The 16,280-nt window shown below is 66.1% G+C and carries 17 protein-coding genes; 7 read left to right on the forward strand and 10 right to left on the reverse strand.

Going from position 1 to position 16,280, the window contains the following annotated elements; genetic code table 11:
* Window positions 1–41 precede the first annotated feature (41 nt).
* Window positions 42–1,343, reverse strand: a complete 1,302-nt coding sequence (locus IB268_RS13505; RefSeq protein ID WP_054453905.1) for a D-amino acid dehydrogenase — start codon at window positions 1,341–1,343, stop codon at window positions 42–44.
* A 135-nt stretch (window positions 1,344–1,478) separates the two neighbouring features.
* On the opposite strand from IB268_RS13505, the gene IB268_RS13510 reads away from it, so the two are divergent.
* The 5 genes from IB268_RS13510 (at window position 1,479) to IB268_RS13530 (ending at window position 4,006) form a co-directional block, all read left to right on the forward strand.
* Window positions 1,479–1,946 carry a winged helix-turn-helix transcriptional regulator gene (locus IB268_RS13510; RefSeq protein WP_013394098.1) on the forward strand — a complete coding sequence of 156 codons (468 nt, stop codon included), beginning with the start codon at window positions 1,479–1,481 and terminating at the stop codon, window positions 1,944–1,946.
* 127 nt (window positions 1,947–2,073) lie between these two features.
* Window positions 2,074–2,733: a DUF502 domain-containing protein gene (locus IB268_RS13515; RefSeq protein ID WP_054453903.1), complete on the forward strand. Its 660-nt coding sequence runs from the start codon at window positions 2,074–2,076 to the stop codon at window positions 2,731–2,733.
* 33 nt (window positions 2,734–2,766) lie between these two features.
* Window positions 2,767–3,012, forward strand: coding sequence for an RNA-binding S4 domain-containing protein (locus IB268_RS13520; protein WP_125473305.1), 246 nt, complete (start codon window positions 2,767–2,769; stop codon window positions 3,010–3,012).
* 33 nt (window positions 3,013–3,045) lie between these two features.
* On the forward strand, window positions 3,046–3,621 hold the full coding sequence (locus IB268_RS13525; protein ID WP_054453899.1) for a restriction endonuclease: 576 nt from the start codon (window positions 3,046–3,048) through the stop codon (window positions 3,619–3,621).
* A 13-nt stretch (window positions 3,622–3,634) separates the two neighbouring features.
* The gene (locus tag IB268_RS13530) at window positions 3,635–4,006 is read left to right on the forward strand and encodes a DUF2784 domain-containing protein (protein ID WP_192352200.1); all 372 of its coding nucleotides are present in this window, start codon (window positions 3,635–3,637) and stop codon (window positions 4,004–4,006) included.
* Window positions 4,007–4,014: 8 nt separating this feature from the next.
* Here IB268_RS13530 and IB268_RS13535 read toward each other — a convergent pair whose 3' ends face one another.
* From IB268_RS13535 to IB268_RS13545, 3 genes are all read right to left on the reverse strand, one after another.
* Window positions 4,015–5,142, reverse strand: coding sequence for an acyl-CoA dehydrogenase family protein (locus tag IB268_RS13535; protein ID WP_175213466.1), 1,128 nt, complete (start codon window positions 5,140–5,142; stop codon window positions 4,015–4,017).
* Between the two features lie 132 nt (window positions 5,143–5,274).
* Complete coding sequence (locus IB268_RS13540; RefSeq protein WP_054453891.1) at window positions 5,275–7,092, reverse strand: glycoside hydrolase family 15 protein; 1,818 nt, start codon at window positions 7,090–7,092, stop codon at window positions 5,275–5,277.
* A 3-nt stretch (window positions 7,093–7,095) separates the two neighbouring features.
* Window positions 7,096–7,917, reverse strand: coding sequence for a glucose 1-dehydrogenase (locus tag IB268_RS13545; protein ID WP_192354371.1), 822 nt, complete (start codon window positions 7,915–7,917; stop codon window positions 7,096–7,098).
* Between the two features lie 161 nt (window positions 7,918–8,078).
* Here IB268_RS13545 and IB268_RS13550 point away from each other — a divergent pair, with 161 nt between their 5' ends.
* Complete coding sequence (locus tag IB268_RS13550) at window positions 8,079–9,173, forward strand: sensor domain-containing diguanylate cyclase (RefSeq protein ID WP_082400964.1); 1,095 nt, start codon at window positions 8,079–8,081, stop codon at window positions 9,171–9,173.
* Between the two features lie 60 nt (window positions 9,174–9,233).
* Here the strand turns inward: IB268_RS13550 and IB268_RS13555 are convergent, their stop codons facing one another.
* From IB268_RS13555 to IB268_RS13580, 6 genes are all read right to left on the reverse strand, one after another.
* Entirely contained in the window at window positions 9,234–10,964 is a 1,731-nt protein-coding gene (locus IB268_RS13555; RefSeq protein WP_054453885.1) for an ABC transporter substrate-binding protein, read from the reverse strand.
* A 116-nt stretch (window positions 10,965–11,080) separates the two neighbouring features.
* Entirely contained in the window at window positions 11,081–11,389 is a 309-nt protein-coding gene (locus IB268_RS13560) for a DUF2160 domain-containing protein (RefSeq protein WP_054453883.1), read from the reverse strand.
* A gap of 19 nt (window positions 11,390–11,408) precedes the next feature.
* Window positions 11,409–12,221 (reverse strand): carbohydrate ABC transporter permease, encoded by an 813-nt coding sequence (locus IB268_RS13565; RefSeq protein ID WP_054453881.1) that lies wholly within the window; start codon window positions 12,219–12,221, stop codon window positions 11,409–11,411.
* Window positions 12,214–13,104 carry a carbohydrate ABC transporter permease gene (locus IB268_RS13570; RefSeq protein ID WP_054453879.1) on the reverse strand — a complete coding sequence of 297 codons (891 nt, stop codon included), beginning with the start codon at window positions 13,102–13,104 and terminating at the stop codon, window positions 12,214–12,216. Before IB268_RS13570 ends, IB268_RS13565 begins: the two co-directional genes overlap by 8 nt.
* Window positions 13,101–14,189, reverse strand: a complete 1,089-nt coding sequence (locus IB268_RS13575; protein WP_054453877.1) for an ABC transporter ATP-binding protein — start codon at window positions 14,187–14,189, stop codon at window positions 13,101–13,103. Before IB268_RS13575 ends, IB268_RS13570 begins: the two co-directional genes overlap by 4 nt.
* Window positions 14,189–15,274 (reverse strand): ABC transporter ATP-binding protein, encoded by a 1,086-nt coding sequence (locus IB268_RS13580; RefSeq protein ID WP_175213469.1) that lies wholly within the window; start codon window positions 15,272–15,274, stop codon window positions 14,189–14,191. The genes IB268_RS13575 and IB268_RS13580 overlap by 1 nt, the downstream gene beginning before the upstream one ends.
* A 210-nt stretch (window positions 15,275–15,484) precedes the next feature.
* Here IB268_RS13580 and IB268_RS13585 point away from each other — a divergent pair, with 210 nt between their 5' ends.
* Window positions 15,485–16,276: a DeoR/GlpR family DNA-binding transcription regulator gene (locus IB268_RS13585; protein WP_013394120.1), complete on the forward strand. Its 792-nt coding sequence runs from the start codon at window positions 15,485–15,487 to the stop codon at window positions 16,274–16,276.
* Window positions 16,277–16,280 lie beyond the last annotated feature (4 nt).

Genomic DNA, 16,280 nt, shown 5'->3' on the forward strand with positions numbered 1-16,280 from the left:
CGATATCCGGAAGAATCGCCGCCGGCTTGCCGCAAGCGGAATCAGGCGCTCTTGCCGTCCAGCACCAGCGACTGGCTGGACGCCGCCTTGCGGTCATAGCGCGACAGGCCCAGGCCGTCGGTGCGGATGGCGGGACGCTGGCCCATGACCAGATCGGCCACCAGCTTGCCCGAGCCGCAGGCCATGGTCCAGCCCAGCGTGCCGTGGCCGGTGTTCAGGTACAGGTTGCCGTAGCGGGTCGCGCCGACCACCGGCGTGCCGTCCGGCGTCATGGGACGCAGGCCGGTCCAGAACTCGGCCTGGGCCACGTGGCCGCTGCCCGGGAACAGGTCGTTGACGACCAGTTCCAGCGTCTTGCGGCGGGCCTCCTTCAGGCGCAGGTCGAAGCCCGCGATCTCGGCCATGCCGCCCACGCGGATGCGCTGGTCGAAACGCGTGACGGCGATCTTGTAGGTTTCGTCCAGGATGGTAGAAACCGGCGCGGCCGATTCGTCCGCCATGGGGATGGTCAGCGAGTAGCCCTTGAGCGGATACACCGGCAGGTCCAGATCCAGCGGCTTGAGGAAGTCGCGCGTGTAGCTGCCGAAGGCGGCGACATAGCGATCGGCGGTCAGGACTTCATTGCCCACGCGCACGCCGGTGATCTGGCCGCCGGCCGTGTTCAGGCCCGACACCGTCTGGCCGTAACGGAATTCCACGCCCAGGCCCTTGGCCATTTCGGCCAGACGCGTCGTGAACAGTTGGCAGTCGCCGGTTTCGTCGTTGGGCAGGCGCAGGCCGCCGCTCAGCTTGTGCAGCGAGCGCGCCAGGGCGGGCTCGGCCGTCACCAGGCGGTTGCGGTCCAGCAGTTCGTAGGGTACGCCCACTTCTTCCAGCACCGCGATGTCGCGGCGCGCGGCTTCCAGCTGGGCCTCGGTGCGGAACAGCTGCAAGGTGCCGCGGGTGCGTTCTTCGTAGTGGATGCCGGTGGACTGGCGCAGTTCGCGCAGGCAATCGCGGCTGTACTCGGACAGGCGCAGCATGCGCTCCTTGTTCACCGAGTATCGTTCGGCAGAACAGTTGGCCAGCATGGACGCCATCCATTTCAGCTGGAACAGGCTGCCGTCCAGGCGTATGGCCAGCGGAGCGTGTTTCTGGAACAGCCACTTGATGGCCTTCAGCGGAATGCCGGGCGCGGCCCACGGCGTGGAATAGCCCGGCGAAACCTGTCCGGCGTTGGCGTAGCTGGTCTCTTGCGCCGCCGAAGGCTGGCGGTCCAGCACCGTGACTTTGGCGCCTTGACGGGCCAGATAGTAGGCGGTGGTGGTGCCGATGACGCCGCTGCCGAGGACGATGACGTGCATGATTCTTTCCGGTGATTGGTTTTGTTCAGGAATTTCGGTAGTCTATGGGCCTCTCAGCAGTGAAAAGCACTGAAGATTTTGCTTTGCCAGTGCTTTTTCCCGGCCACCTCCTGTTTTTCGATCGCCAAAAGTGAAATGCGCGAGCTAGACCGTATCGACCTGAAAATCCTGGATATCCTGCAGCGGGAAGGCCGTATTTCCGTGACCGAACTGGCCGACCGGATCAGTCTGTCCGCCACCCCCTGCTCCGACCGCGTCAAGCGCATGGAGCGCGAAGGCGTCATCACGGGTTACCATGCGCGCGTCAATCCGGCGGCGCTGGGCAAGAACCTGCTCGTCTTCCTGGAGATCAAGCTGTCGGCCAAATCCGGCGACGTGTTCGACAAGGTCAAGAAAGAGCTGCTGTACGTGCCCGAAGTCATGGAATGCCATCTGGTGTCCGGCGACTTCGACTACCTGGTCAAGGCCCGCCTGACCGAAATGAACGAATACCGCCGTCTCCTCGGCGAAATCCTCAAGCGCCTGCCCGCGTCCGCCGAATCGCGCAGCTACGTGGTCATGGAGGAGATCAAGGAGACCCTGTACCTGCCCGTGGACCGCTAGGCGCGCGCCGCTTCCGCTGATCGCACGCCGATTGTTACCGGTCGGGCCCGCGCCGGCTGCTATGCTGGCGGCCCTTCGGCGCGTGCCTTTGCCGCGTAATCCGACCCTGATTTATTTGCCTATGTCTATGACTCGCCTCTATAAATACTTCTTCCGCGGCCTGATCACCGTCCTGCCGCTGGCCCTGACGATCTACCTGCTCTATATCTTCCTGGCGTGGACCGAAGCCGTGGCGCTGACCTTCCTGCGCCCCTTCATCGGCGGGTTCTATGTGCCGGGCATGGGCCTGGCGCTGGGCATCCTCGGCATCCTGGCCATCGGCTACCTGGTGTCCAAGGAACGCGTGCAGCGCGTGCTGGTGCTGCTGGAAATGCCGTTCACCAACCTGCCGGTGGTCAAGAGCATCTATTCGTCGCTGAAGAGCTTCGCGGACTATTTTTCGCCCAGTTCCAAGAACACCGCCCAGCAGGTCGTGATCCTGCGAGTGCCGGGCCAGCAGCTGGAACTGGTCGGCCTGGTCACCCGCCGCAACATGGAAGGCTTGCCCGAAGGCTTCACCCAGGGCGAGCGCGTGGCCGTGTACCTGCCGATGGGCTACATGATCGGCGGCTATACCGTGTTCGTGCCGCAGGAATGGGTCCAGCCCATCCAGATGTCGGTCGAGGAAGCCATGCGTTCGTCCCTGATCGCCTGGATGGCCCGCGCCGAGACCAACAACAACCGTCCCGCCGCGCAGGAGCCTCCCGCCCCCGCGCAGGACGGCGCCAACGGCGGCGGCCAGGCCTGAGCGCCCCGCCCTCACCTCTACGACATTCTCGCTATGCCCATCATCGAATTCACGCTGGCCGAAGGCAGCCCCTATATTGAAGTGAACCAGCTGCTCAAGGCCACCGGCGTGTGCGACAGCGGCGGCGCGGGCAAGATGCTGGTGGCCGAAGGCCACGTCAGCGTGGGCGGCGTGGTCGAAAGCCGCAAGACGGCCAAGATCCGCGCCGGCCAGATCGTGACCTGCGGCGACGTGCGCATCGTCGTGCGCGGCCCCGACGCCGGCGACGCAGACGCCTGAAGCCCTCCACACCACGCATCACCGCGAGCCGCCATGAAACTCAAGATGTCCCAGAACTCCATTTTTGCGGTGCTGCTGCGCTCGCCCTGGTGGATGAGCGCCGGCGTGGCCGTGCTGCTGTCGGCCGCCGGCTTTGCCGCGCTGCCGCTGGAGTACGCCGCGATGGGCGTGTTCGCCGCGGTGCCGTTCGCGGTCATCGCCATCATGGCGGCCTACAAGCAATTGCGCGCGCCCTCGGGCGCGCGGGTGCAGGCCGTGGCCGAAGCCGCCGCCGGCATGTCCTGGGCGGAATTTTCCAAAACCGTCGAAGCGGGCTTTCGCCGCGACGGCTGTGAAGTGCAGCGCCTGCAATTGCCCGGCGCCGATTTCGCGCTGAGCAAGGACGGCCATGTCGCCATGGTCAGCGCCAAGCGCTGGAAGGCCGCCCGCGTCGGCGTCGAACCCTTGCGCGAACTGCAGGCAGCGCGCGAGAAGCGCGGCGCGCGCGAAGCCATCTACATTGCGCTGGGCGAGGTCTCGGACAACGCCCTGCAATACGCCAAGTCGCAAGGCGTGTCGCTGATGACCGCGCCTGAACTGGCCAAGCTGCTGCGGGACCTCAAGCCCTGAGGCGGACACGGCCATGAGCTATCGACTGCTCGCCGACCTGGTGCTCATCGTGCACGGCCTCTTCGTTGCCTTCGTCGTATTGGGCGGCCTGCTGGCGTTGTGGAAGCGCTGGATCGCCTACCTGCACCTGCCCGCGCTGGCCTGGGGCGCGCTGGTGATAGGCATGGGCTGGATCTGCCCGCTGACGCCGCTGGAGATTTCGCTGCGCCAGCAGGCCGGCCAGCAAGGCTATGGCGGCGGCTTCATCGAACACTACATACTGGCGCTTATCTACCCCGAAGGCATCACCCGCGGCACGCAGATCGTACTGGCGGCCTTGCTGATCGTGGGCAACATCGTCGTCTACACGCTGTGGGCGCGGCGCGGCCGGCGCCTGCCGGCCTAGCCTTTCGTTCACAGGGCCCGGGCGATCACCAGGCGCTGGATGTCGCTGGTGCCTTCATAGATCTGGCAGACGCGCACGTCGCGATAGATGCGTTCCACCGGAAAGTCCTTCAGATAGCCGTAGCCGCCCAGGGTCTGGATGGCGGCGGAGCAGACCTTCTCGGCCATCTCGGAGGCGAACAGCTTGGCCATGGACGCTTCCGTCAGCGCCGGCCTGCCGGCCTCGCGCAAGGCTGCCGCATGCAGCACCATCTGGCGCGCCGCATGGATCTGCGTGGCCATGTCGGCCAGCCGGAACGCGACCGCCTGATGCTCCATGATGGGTTTGCCGAAGGCCTGCCGGTCGCGCGCATAGTCGCGCGCGCACTCGTAGGCCGCGCGCGCCATGCCCACCGACTGGGACGCGATGCCGATGCGCCCGCCCTCCAGGTTGGACAGGGCGATCTTGTAGCCTTCGCCCTCCGCGCCCAGCCGGTAAGCCGCCGGAATGCGCATGTCCTCGAACGCGATCTGGCAGGTGTCGGACGCATGCTGGCCGAGCTTTTCTTCCACCCGCAACACCTTGTAGCCCGGGGTGTCGGTGGGCACGATGAAGGCCGAGATGCCGCGCTTGCCGGCATCCGGGTCGGTCACGGCGAATACAATCACGACCTGGCCGCTGCGCCCCGACGTGATGAACTGCTTGGCGCCATTCAGGATGTAGTCGTCGCCATCGCGGCGCGCCCGGGTGTGCAGGCTGCTGGCGTCCGACCCCGCCTGCGGCTCGGTCAGCGCGAAGGCGCCGATATGCTCGCCTGTTGCCAGCGGACGCAGGAACTGTTCTTTCTGCGCGTCGGTACCGAACTTCAGGATGGGCATGCAGGCCACCGAATTGTGCACGCTCATGATGGTGGAGCAGGCGCCATTGCCGGCCGCGATTTCCTCCAGCGCGACCGCATACGAGATATAGCCGCTGTCATTGCCGTCCCAGGCTTCGGGCACCAGCATGCCGAAAAAGCCCAGTTGCGCCATTTCGGCGATGGCGTCGGCGGGATAGTGATGGTCGCGGTCCCAGCGTTCCGAGTTGGGCGCCAGGCGCTCCTGCGCGAAGCGGCGCGCCATTTCCTGGACGCTGAGCTGTTCGTCGGTCAAAAGCATGCTTGTCTCTCCTGGATGCGGTGGCGGCCGATGCGCGGCCTGCTCTGTTCTGCGGTTCGGCGCCCGACTTGGGGCGGCCGTCAGATCGCCAGAATACACCGCGCCGGCAGGCGCTGGACGCCGCCGCGCGGCCTATTCCCGCGGCGCGTCCTGCTCGCTGCGCTGACGCGCCGGGCCGCTCGCCCGGCTCAGGTTGTAGGCGGTATTGACCAGCCCGATATGCGAGAACCCCTGCGGGAAATTGCCCACCAGGCGGCGCCGGCCTACGTCGTATTCCTCGGCCAGCAGGCCCAGGTCGTTGCGCAGCGCCAGCAGCCGCTCGAACAGGCGTTCGGCGTCATCGATGCGCCCCTGCATGACGTAGGCGTCGGCCAGCCAGAAGCTGCAGGCCAGGAACACGCCTTCGTCGCCCGGCAGGCCGTCGCTGGCATGCTGATTGGAGTAGCGCAGCAGCAAGCCATCGCGCAGCAGTTCGCGCTCGATGGCGCGCACCGTCCCCGCCACCCGCGGATCGTCCGCGGGCAGAAAACCCACCTGGGGGATGAGCAGCAGGCTGGCATCCAGCTCATCAGATCCATAGCTCTGCACGAAGCTGCCGCGCGCCTGGTTGTAGCCGTGCTTGCAGATGTCCGCCCGGATGCGGTCGGCAAGCCGCTGCCATTCATCGCGCGGCCCGCGCAGGCCGAAGCGATCACAGGACTGCACCGCGCGGTCGAAGGCCACCCAGCACATCAGGCGCGAATGGGTGAAGGCGCGGCGCTCGCCGCGAACTTCCCAGATGCCGTGGTCCAGGTCCTGCCAACGGCGCTTCAATGGCTCCAGCAGCACGTTCTGCAGGCGCCAGGCCTCGGCCAGCGGCGCCAGATCCGCGGCGCGCGCCGCATACAGGGTTTCGATAAGTTCACCATAGACGTCCAGCTGGCTCTGGCCGGCGGCGCCGTTGCCCCGGCGCACCGGCAGGCTGCCCTCATAGCCCGGCAGCCAGGGGATTTCCAGTTCGGGCAGCCAGCGTTCGCCCGCGATGCCGTACATGATCTGCAACTGGTCGGGATGCCCGGCCACCGCGCGCAACAGCCATTGGCGCCAGGCCTCGGCCTCCTCGCGGTAGCCGGCATTGAGCAAGGCGTAGAGGGTCAGCGCCGAATCGCGCAGCCAGCAATGCCGGTAGTCCCAGTTGCGGCTGCCGCCCAGGGCCTCCGGCAGCGAGGTGGTAGGCGCGGCAATGATGCCGCCGGTGGGCTGGAAGGTCAGCAGCTTCAAGGTAATCAGCGAGCGCACCACGGCCTCGCGCCCTTCTTCGCTGCCCTCCCAGCGGCAGCGCTTGGCCCATTCCTGCCACCAGGAAATGGTGCGGTCCATGCTTTCCACGCGATCCGGCACGAAGTGCGGCGTGCGGTGCGAACGGTGGTAGGACAGCGTAAACGGCACCACCCGGCCCGGATGCACGGTGAAGCGCGCCGTGGTGGTGAGTTCGTGCCCCGCCAGGTCCACCGGCGTGTGCAGTTCGACCGCGTCGGGGCCCGCGATGGCGCTCAGGCCATAGTCGCGCCGGCGCACCCAGGGAACGGCCTGCCCATAGTTGAAGCGCAGCGCCATCTCCATGTCCATCTGCACGTGTCCGGATTCGCCGCGCACGATGCGCACCACGTCGGCGCGCTCGTCGTCGTCGCTCAAGGGCATGAAGTCGTACAGCAGCGCCGTCCCCGAGCCGGTTTCGTAGCGCGTTTCCAGCACCGCGGTATCCGGCACATAACGGCGCGACACCGTGCAGCGCTGCGCGTGCGGCGCAATGCGCCAGCGCCCGTGCCGTTCATCGCCCAGCAACGCCGCGAAGCAGGCGGGGGAATCGAAGTGCGGCAGGCACAGCCAGTCGATGGAGCCGTCGCGCGCCACCAGCGCAGCCGACAGCATGTTGCCGATCAAGCCATAGTCTTCCAGGGGCTTGGACATGGCCTAGCCCGCGCCCCGGAATTCGGGATACAGCGTCATGCCGCCGTCGACGAACAAGGTCGTGCCGGTGACGTAATCCGAGGCGTCGCTGGCGAGCCAGACGGCGGCCCGCGCCACGTCTTCGGGTTCGCCGATGCGGCCGTAGGGAATCAGCTGCATCAGCCTGGCCAGGCTTTCCGGCGTATCCCAGGCCGGCTGGTTGATAGCCGTGCGTATGGCGCCCGGCGCAATCGAATTGACGCGTATCCGGGCCGGCGCCAGCTCCTGCGCCAGGGATTTCATCAGCATCGATACGCCGCCCTTGGACGCCGCGTAATTCACCTGGAAGGCCCAGGGTATGACCTCGTGCACGGAACTGATGAAGAGGATGTTGCCCGCCGCCAATCCCTGCCGCGCCGGGTCGACCGGCTGTGACTGGAACTGCTGCGCAGCGGCGCGCGCGCACAGGAACTGCCCCGTCAGGTTCACGTCGATGACGCGCTGCCAGTCGGCCAGCGTCATGTCCGCAATCGGCGCGGGATGCTCTATGCCCGCGTTGTTGACCAGGATGTCCAGGCGCCCGTAATGCTGCAGCGCCTGCGCAAACAGGTGCTCCACCTCGGGCTCCTTGCTGATGTCGGCGGCCGCGGTGACGGCCGAACCGCCCTGCCGCTGGATCGCTTCGGCGACGGCGGCGGCCCGCCCCTGAGAATCACCGCCCGCGCGATGATTCACCACCACCTGCGCGCCAGCGGCCGCCAGCCCGATCGCGATGGCCCGGCCTATGCCGGAAGATGCGCCTGTCACCACGGCCACCCGGCCGCGCAGTTCGCTCGCGTGATGCATGCCTGCCTCCCTGGCGGCCGCTACGCATCGAGCCCGGCCGCCGCGTGTAGAACGTCCAGCGTAGTCCCGCGAGCGGGTTACATGCAACCCGCGGCACAGCGTGCATAATGGCGGACATGCGCGGCCCGCGCTCCTCACGGAGCGTCGGGCCGCAGGTTCATATGCCCACCCGTATGCCCATGCTTCCTGGAGACGCCGTGCTGGATCCAATACTTGCAGAACTGTCGACCACCCTGCCCGAGGCCAAGTCGGTCGAACAGCTGACGCGCCCGCTGCTGGACATGCTGGGCGCGGTGACCGGACTGGAATCCACCTATCTCACGTCCATCGACCTGAAGGCCGATCTCCAGAGCATCCGCTACGCGCGCAACGCCGGCACACTGCAAATCCCCGAAGGCCTGTCCGTGCCCTGGGACGACACCCTGTGCAAACGCGCGCTGGACGAAGGCCGCATGTGCACCAGCGATGTCTCCAGCTGCTGGCCGGATTCCGACGCGGCCCGGCAACTGGGCATACAAACCTATCTGAGCGCCCCGGTGCGCACCGATGACGGCGTGCTGTTCGGCACCCTGTGCGCCGCCAGCGCCACGCGACACCAGATCGAACCGCAGGCCGAATCGGTGCTGAAACTGTTCTCCAGCGTGATCGCCCGCTTCCTGGAACGCGAAATGCTGATGGAGCAGCTGCACGCGGCCAACGTCCAGCTCATGTCATATGCGCTGACCGACACCCTGACCGGCCTGCCCAACCGCCGCGCGCTTTACGAGGCGCTCGACCGCTTGCAGGCGCGCGCCATCCGCGAAGGCGGCAGCGTGCTGGTCGGCGTGATCGACCTGGACGGTTTCAAGGGCATCAACGACGTCTACGGCCACCAGCAAGGCGACGTGTTCCTGCAGGAGGTATCGCGCCGGATCTCCGCGGCCCTGCGCGGCTCTGACATGCTGGGCCGCATAGGCGGCGACGAATTCGTGCTGATCGGCCCCGGCCCTGCCTTGGTAGCGGGGGACGGCCCCCATGGCGTGCACGCGCCGCGCGGCGACGCCGAAGAAGCCGCCCGCTCCCTGGAAGAGCGCGCCACCGCCGCCACCGTGGGCCGCTACCAGCTCGGCGAGGCGACCGTCCCGTATGAAGGCGCCAGCGTCGGCGTGGTGGCGCTGGATCCGCGCGGCCTGGACGCTGAAGCGGCGGTACGCCTGGCCGATGCCCGCATGTATGAAGTCAAGCGCGCGCGCAAGGCGGCGCGCGTCATACACTGACGGGCAAAAAAAGGACCCGGCGCGATGCCGGGTCCAGGCCGTGCGCAGCGTTCGGCCGGCTTACCTCACCTTGCCCTGCTTCCACGCATCCAGCAGCTTCTCATAGGCGATCGTCTCGCCCTTGGGCTTTTCGTTGGCCAGCTTCTTCCACGGCGCATGCTGGTCCGACAGCCACTTGCTGGGGTCGCTCTTGGGGTTGAGCTTGGGCGCGCACTGCGCCATGCCGGCGCGCTCCAGACGCGCCATGACCTGATCCATTTCATTGGCCAGGTTGTCCATGGCGGCCTGCGGAGTCTTTTCGCCCGTGACCGCGGTGGCGACGTTCTTCCACCACAGCTGCGCCAGCTTGGGATAGTCAGGCACGTTGTTGCCGGTGGGCGTCCACGCCACGCGCGCCGGGCTGCGGTAGAACTCGATCAGGCCGCCGTAGTTCGCCGCGTTCTTGGTGAAGAACTCGCTGTTGATGTCGCTGTCGCGGATGAAGGTCAGGCCGGTGATGGACTTCTTCAGCGACACCGACTTGGACGTGACGAACTGCGCATACAGCCAGGCCGCGGCCATCTTGTCGGGGTTGGTGGACTTGAAGAAGGTCCACGAGCCCACGTCCTGGTAGCCGTTCTGCATGCCGTCCTTCCAGTACGGGCCGTAGGGCGACGGGGCCATGCGCCACTTCGGCGTGCCGTCGTCGTTGACCACCGGCAGGCCCTTCTTGGTCATGTCGGCGGTGAACGCCGTGTACCAGAAGATCTGCTGGGCGATCTGGCCCTGGGCCGGCACCGGGCCGGATTCTGAGAAGGTCATGCCCATGGCCTGCTGGGGCGCGTACTTCTTCATCCAGTCCACGTACTTGGTCAGGGCATAGACCGCAGCCGGACTGTTGGTGGCGCCGCCGCGCGCGACCGACGCGCCGACCGGGGTGCACTTGTCGTCCGCCACGCGGATGCCCCACTCGTCCACCGGCATGCCGTTGGGCAGGCCCTTGTCCGCCGCGCCGGCCATCGACAGCCACGCGTCGGTGAAGCGCCAGCCCAAGGACGGGTCCTTCTTGCCGTAGTCCATGTGGCCATAGACCTTCTTGCCGTCCAGTTCCTTGACGTCGTTGGAGAAGAAGTCGGCGATGTCCTCATAGGCGGACCAGTTGGTGGGCACCCCCAGCTCGTAGCCATACTTGGCCTTGAACTTGTCCTTCAGGTCCTGGCGCGCGAACCAGTCGGCCCGGAACCAGTAGACGTTGGCGAACTGCTGGTCGGGCAGCTGATAGAGCTTGCCGTCCGGAGCGGTGGTGAACTTGGTGCCGATGAAGTCCTTCAGGTCCAGGTTGGGGTTGGTCCATTCCTTGCCCGCGCCCGCCATGTAGTCGGACAGCGGCAGGATGGCGCCGTAGCGGTAGTGCGTGCCGATCAGGTCGGAATCGGAGATCCAGCCGTCGTAGATGGACTTGCCCGACTGCATCGAGGTCTGCAGCTTCTCGACCACGTCGCCTTCCTGGATCAGGTCGTGGTTGACCTTGATGCCGGTGATCTCGGAAAAAGCCTTGGCGAGCGTCTTGGACTCGTATTCGTGCGTGGTGATGGTTTCGGACACCACGCTGATTTCATTCACTCCCTTAGCCTTGAGCTTGGCGGCGGCCTCGATGAACCACTTCATCTCGGCCATTTGCTGGTCCTTGGACAGCGATGAAGGCTGGAACTCCGAATCGACCCACTTCTTCGCTTCCGGTTCGCCAGCCCAGGCCGCCGACGTCCCGATCAGGGCGATGGCGGCTGCCATGGCGTGCATGCGCAATTTCATGACCTGTCTCCTCGATAAGTCTTCCCCATCGTTTGCTGCGGACCGCTGGCCGGGGAAGACGCTGGCCGATAGTCCTTACCAACCGCTTGAATACGCGAGGGGTCTGGCGCCCCTCTTCAACCTTTCCTCATGACGAAAGCCAGCAGCAGCATGGACGCGATGAAGCTGATCCACACCGATGGCGGCTCGTCCAGCGAAAACCATTCCGCTGCCTTCTGGCCGAACCCCAGGAACGCCAGGTTGAGCCAGGCCGCAGCCATCAGGCCGATGAAGAGGCGGTCGCCGCGCGTGGTGCGCAGGGGCAGGAAGCCCTTGCGCTCGGCCGTGGGCGATTTCAGTTCCCATACCGTCATGCCTACCAGCATCAGCACGATGCAGGAAAAGAACACGGCGACGGGAGTGGTCCATACCATCCAGCTGAACATGAGCGCGCCCTCCTTGCCTCTACACCCGGCCCATCGCGAAGCCCTTCGCGATGTAATGCCGCACGAACCAGATGACGATGCCGCCCGGCACGATGGTCAGCACCCCCGCCGCAGCAAGCACGCCCCAGTCCATGCCGGAGGCCGATACGGTACGGGTCATGGTGGCGACGATGGGCTTGGCGTTGACCGAGGTCAGCGTGCGCGCCAGCAGCAGCTCCACCCAGCTGAACATGAAGCAGAAGAACGCCGCCACGCCCACGCCCGATTTGATCAACGGCAGGAAGATCGTCAGAAAAAAGCGCGGGAAGGAATAACCGTCGACGTAGGCGGTCTCGTCGATCTCGCGCGGCACGCCGGACATGAAGCCCTCCAGGATCCAGACCGCCAGCGGCACGTTGAACACCAGGTGCGCAAGCGCCACGGCCAGGTGCGTGTCCATCAGGCCGAAGGAGCTATAGAGCTGGAAGAACGGCAGCAGGAACACCGCGGGCGGCGTCATGCGATTGGTCAGCAGCCAGAAGAACACATGCTTGTCGCCAATGAAGCGGTAGCGCGAAAAGGCGTAGGCGGCCGGCAGCGCCACGGCCAGCGAGATCACCGTGTTGATGACCACGTAGATCAGCGAGTTGATGTAGCCCGAGTACCAGGCCGGGTCGGTGAAGATGGTGCGGTAGTGCTCGAAGGTGAAGTCGCGCGGCCACAGCGTCAGGGTGCTGACGATTTCGGTATTGGTCTTGAACGACATGTTCAGCATCCAATACAGCGGCAGGATGGCGAAGACCAGGTACAGGGTCAGGAAGACGCCGCGCCAGCGGGAATTTTTCTCACGCATTTGAGCGCTCCTCGTCAAAGCCGCCGGTGGTGCCGGCGCGTTGCATCCAGTTGTAGAGGATGAAGCACAAGAGCAGGATGATGAGGAAATAGATGATGGAGAACGCGGCCGCCGGCCCCAGGTCGAACTGGCCCACCGCCTTCTGCGTCAGGTACTGCGACAGGAAGGTGGTGGCGTTGCCCGGCCCGCCGCCCGTCAGCACGAACGGCTCGGTGTAGATCATGAAGCTGTCCATGAAGCGCAGCAGCACCGCGATCATGAGCACGCCCCGCATCTTGGGCAGCTGGATGTAGCGGAACACCGCCAGGCGCGACGCGCCATCGATGCGGGCGGCCTGGTAGTAGGCGTCGGGTATCGCGCGCAAGCCCGCGTAGCACAGCAGCGCCACCAGCGGCGTCCAGTGCCACACGTCCATGACCAGCACCGTGACCCAGGCATCGACGTCGTTGCCGGTGTAGTTGTAGTCCACGCCCAGCCAGGACAGCGTCGCGCCCAGCAGGCCGATGTCGGTGCGCCCGAACACCTGCCAGATGGTGCCCACCACGTTCCAGGGAATCAGCAGCGACAGCGCGATGATGACCAGCACCGCGGAAGCGCGCCAGCCGCTGGCCGGCATGGACAGGGCCAGCAGGATGCCCAGCGGGATCTCGATGGCCAGCACGGCCAGCGAAAAGCCGATCTGGCGGAACAGCGCGCCATGCAGTTCTTCATCCTGCAGCACGGCGGCGTACCACTCGGTGCCGACGAAGACGCGGCGCTCGGGCGAGATGATGTCCTGCACCGAATAGTTGACGATGGTCATCAGCGGCAGGATGGCCGAGAACGCCACGCACAGCACCACGGGCAGGACCAGGAACCAGGCCCGGTGATCTATGGGTTTCATCGGATCAGCTCCTCGTCGCGGTAAAAGCAGGTGTGCGGATTCAGCGCCGACAACCAGACCGTGCCGCCAGCCGCGGCCGGGACGATGTTGCTGGCCAGCCGGGCGCGCACCGGCGTGCCTTCGAAGTCCGCCACCAGCAGCGTGTAGGTGCCCACGTCCTGCACCCGCTCCACGCGCATGGCCAGGGCGCCGGGCGCGCCCGGCTCGGTAATGCGCAAGTACTCCGGACGCACGCCCAGCTTCACGGGGCCCGCGCCGTCCAGCTTTGCCGCCATCTCCGCCGGCACCCCGGCGACGCGGCTCTTGCCCACCTCCAGGCCGCCGTCGCGCCATTGCGCCGGCAGGAAGTTCATGCCCGGCGAGCCGATGAAATGGCCCACGAAGGTATGTGCCGGCCGCTGGAACAGGTCATCCGCGGTCCCGACCTGCACCGCCCTGCCGCGCGCCATCACCATGACCTCGTCGGCAAAGGTCAGCGCCTCGGTCTGGTCGTGCGTCACGTAGATCAGCGTCAGCTTGAACTCGTGGTGGATTTCCTTGAGCTTGCGGCGCAGCTCCCATTTGAGCTGCGGATCAATCACGGTCAGCGGCTCGTCGAACAGGATGGCCGACACGTCGCTGCGTACCAGTCCGCGCCCCAGCGAAATCTTCTGCTTGGCGTCGGCGGTCAGGCCGCTGGCGCGCCGGTCCAGCACATGCGACATCTCCAGCATCTCGGCGATGCGCCCGACGCGCTCGCCGATGAGCTTGGGCGCCATGCCGCGGTTGCGCAGCGGAAACGCCAGGTTCTCGGCCACGGTCATGGTGTCGTACACCACCGGGAACTGGAACACCTGGGCGATGTTGCGCGCCTGCGGCGTCTTGTCCGTGACGTCCTGGCCGTCGAACAGGATGCGCCCGTGCGACGGCCGCAGCAGGCCCGACACGCAATTGAGCAGCGTGGTCTTGCCGCAGCCGGACGGACCCAGCAAGGCGTAGGCCCCGCCGTCCTTGAAGGTGAACGAAAGCGGCAGCAGTGCGTAGTCCTCGTCGGTCTTGGGGTCCGCCACGTAGGAATGGGACAGGTCCAGCTCGATCTGCGCCATCAGGCCGTCTCCCCAGCGCCCGCCGGCTGCCGCGGCGCCGCCAGCAGCGCGCCGCCCGCGCCGAAGGCGTAGGTCTGCGCCGGGTCGAAATAGAACTGTACGCGGTGGTCCAGCGTGTAGCGGTGGACCCCGGGCAGTTGCGCCACCACGTCGCCCGCCGCCGTCTGCGCATGCACGAAGGTGTCGGATCCGGAGATCTCGGCCAGCTTCACCACCCCGGGCAGCGCGATGTGGCCGGGTCGCGGCTCGACATCGAGAGCGCCGGCGCGCAGGCCGGCGGTGATCTCCGCATCGGCGCCTTGCGGCAGCGCCCGCTCCACCGCCAGGTCTCCCTGCAGCACGAAGCCCGACCCCGTACGGCGCGCGGAGAACAGATTCATGGGCGGGTCGCTGAAGGCGCGGGCCACGCGGATGGAATTGGGGCGATGGAAGACCTCGGCCGTGGGGCCGTATTGCAGCAATTCGCCCGCATCCAGCACCGCGGTGTGGCCACCCAGCAACAGGGCCTCGCCCGGCTCGGTCGTGGCATAGACCACCGTGGAGCGCCCTTCGGCGAACAATTCGGAAAGTTCGTCGCGCAGTTCCTCGCGCAGCTTGTAGTCCAGGTTGACCAGGGGCTCGTCCAGCAGGATCAGCGGCGCGTCCTTGGCCAGCGCCCGGGCCAGCGCCACTCGCTGCTGCTGCCCGCCGGACAGCTCCGAGGGGTAGCGCTCCAGCAGGTGGTCGATGTGCAGCCGCGCCGCCATGGCGCGGACTTTTTCGCTGATGTCCGCCGCCCCGCGCAGCTTGAGCGGCGAAGCGATGTTGTCGTAGACCGACATGGACGGGTAATTGATGAACTGCTGGTAGACCATGGCGACGTTGCGCTGGCGCACCGGCACGCCGGTCACGTCGGCGCCGTCGACCAGTACGCGGCCCTCGGTGGGCCGGTCCAGCCCGGCCATGATGCGCATCAGCGAGGTCTTGCCCGCCAGGGTGGCCCCCAGCAATACCGTCATGGCGCCCTCGACGGGGGCCAGGCTCATGGGATACAGGTGCGTCTGCGAGCCGGCCCGCAAACCTACCCTGTCCAAGTTCAGCTGCATCTGGTCTCCTCTACCTACTTATACGTCCCTGTTTTTACGGCGGACTTCGGTATTCGGTACAGCGGTCTCGGCCTGCATTCAAGCGAACAACAGGATGAGCATACTCTTTCAGATAGCTTTCGTTTATTGTGCGTTTTACTCAAGAAGCGAACAAAAAACAATCTTGCGGCGCGTCATTATTTTTCGCTTTTGTTGTTTTACTATACGAACATGACACTGAATCCCAGACAGAGCGCCCTGATCGAAATGGTGCGGGCCCAAGGCTCGGCCTCGATCGAGGAACTCGCCAAACGCTTTGACGTCACGCTGCAGACCGTGCGGCGCGACGTCAATATTCTTTCCGAAGCGGGCCTGCTGTCGCGCTTCCATGGCGGCGTGCGCATCGAAGCGTCCACCATCGAGAACATCGCCTACCGCAAGCGCCAGGGCCTGCACGCCGCCGGCAAGCAGCGCATCGCCGAGGCCGTGGCCCGCGCCGTGCCCGACGGCTGTTCGCTGATCCTGAACATCGGCACCACCACCGAAGCCATTGCGCGCGCCCTGCTGCGCCATCGCGGCCTGCGCGTCATCACCAACAACCTGCACGTGGCCGACATTCTCTCGGACAACCCGGACTGCGAAGTCATCGTGGCCGGCGGCGTGGTGCGTTCGCGCGACCGCGGCATCGTCGGCGAAGCCACCATGGACTTCATCCGCCAGTTCAAGGTCGACATCGGCCTGATCGGCATCTCCGGCATCGAGGCCGACGGCACGCTGCGCGATTACGACTTCCGCGAAGTGCGCGTGGCGCGGACCATCATCGAACAGTCGCGCGAAGTCTGGCTCGCCGCCGACAGCAGCAAATTCAAGCGCCAGGCCATGGTGGAACTGGCGCACATCTCGCAAATCGACCGCTTCTTCACCGACGCGCATCCGCAAGAGCCGCTGGCGCAAGTCCTGCTGGACGCCGGCGTGCGCTGCGACGTGGCGGCCGCCCCGAATACCTTGAAGCAAACACCTTGAATCC

It is taken from the genome of Achromobacter sp. ACM01 (genome assembly GCF_014851745.1).
Classification (GTDB): Bacteria; Pseudomonadota; Gammaproteobacteria; order Burkholderiales; family Burkholderiaceae_B; genus Achromobacter; species Achromobacter aegrifaciens.

Bases quoted from the DNA above. Each gene is read 5' to 3' on its own strand.
- IB268_RS13505 (WP_054453905.1), bottom strand. From the start codon at position 1,343: ATGCACGTCATCGTCCTCGGCAGCGGCGTCATCGGCACCACCACCGCC.
- IB268_RS13510 (WP_013394098.1), top strand. From the start codon at position 1,479: ATGCGCGAGCTAGACCGTATCGACCTGAAAATCCTGGATATCCTGCAG.
- IB268_RS13515 (WP_054453903.1), top strand. From the start codon at position 2,074: ATGACTCGCCTCTATAAATACTTCTTCCGCGGCCTGATCACCGTCCTG.
- IB268_RS13520 (WP_125473305.1), top strand. From the start codon at position 2,767: ATGCCCATCATCGAATTCACGCTGGCCGAAGGCAGCCCCTATATTGAA.
- IB268_RS13525 (WP_054453899.1), top strand. From the start codon at position 3,046: ATGAAACTCAAGATGTCCCAGAACTCCATTTTTGCGGTGCTGCTGCGC.
- IB268_RS13530 (WP_192352200.1), top strand. From the start codon at position 3,635: ATGAGCTATCGACTGCTCGCCGACCTGGTGCTCATCGTGCACGGCCTC.
- IB268_RS13535 (WP_175213466.1), bottom strand. From the start codon at position 5,142: ATGCTTTTGACCGACGAACAGCTCAGCGTCCAGGAAATGGCGCGCCGC.
- IB268_RS13540 (WP_054453891.1), bottom strand. From the start codon at position 7,092: ATGTCCAAGCCCCTGGAAGACTATGGCTTGATCGGCAACATGCTGTCG.
- IB268_RS13545 (WP_192354371.1), bottom strand. From the start codon at position 7,917: ATGCATCACGCGAGCGAACTGCGCGGCCGGGTGGCCGTGGTGACAGGC.
- IB268_RS13550 (WP_082400964.1), top strand. From the start codon at position 8,079: ATGCCCACCCGTATGCCCATGCTTCCTGGAGACGCCGTGCTGGATCCA.
- IB268_RS13555 (WP_054453885.1), bottom strand. From the start codon at position 10,964: ATGAAATTGCGCATGCACGCCATGGCAGCCGCCATCGCCCTGATCGGG.
- IB268_RS13560 (WP_054453883.1), bottom strand. From the start codon at position 11,389: ATGTTCAGCTGGATGGTATGGACCACTCCCGTCGCCGTGTTCTTTTCC.
- IB268_RS13565 (WP_054453881.1), bottom strand. From the start codon at position 12,221: ATGCGTGAGAAAAATTCCCGCTGGCGCGGCGTCTTCCTGACCCTGTAC.
- IB268_RS13570 (WP_054453879.1), bottom strand. From the start codon at position 13,104: ATGAAACCCATAGATCACCGGGCCTGGTTCCTGGTCCTGCCCGTGGTG.
- IB268_RS13575 (WP_054453877.1), bottom strand. From the start codon at position 14,189: ATGGCGCAGATCGAGCTGGACCTGTCCCATTCCTACGTGGCGGACCCC.
- IB268_RS13580 (WP_175213469.1), bottom strand. From the start codon at position 15,274: ATGCAGCTGAACTTGGACAGGGTAGGTTTGCGGGCCGGCTCGCAGACG.
- IB268_RS13585 (WP_013394120.1), top strand. From the start codon at position 15,485: ATGACACTGAATCCCAGACAGAGCGCCCTGATCGAAATGGTGCGGGCC.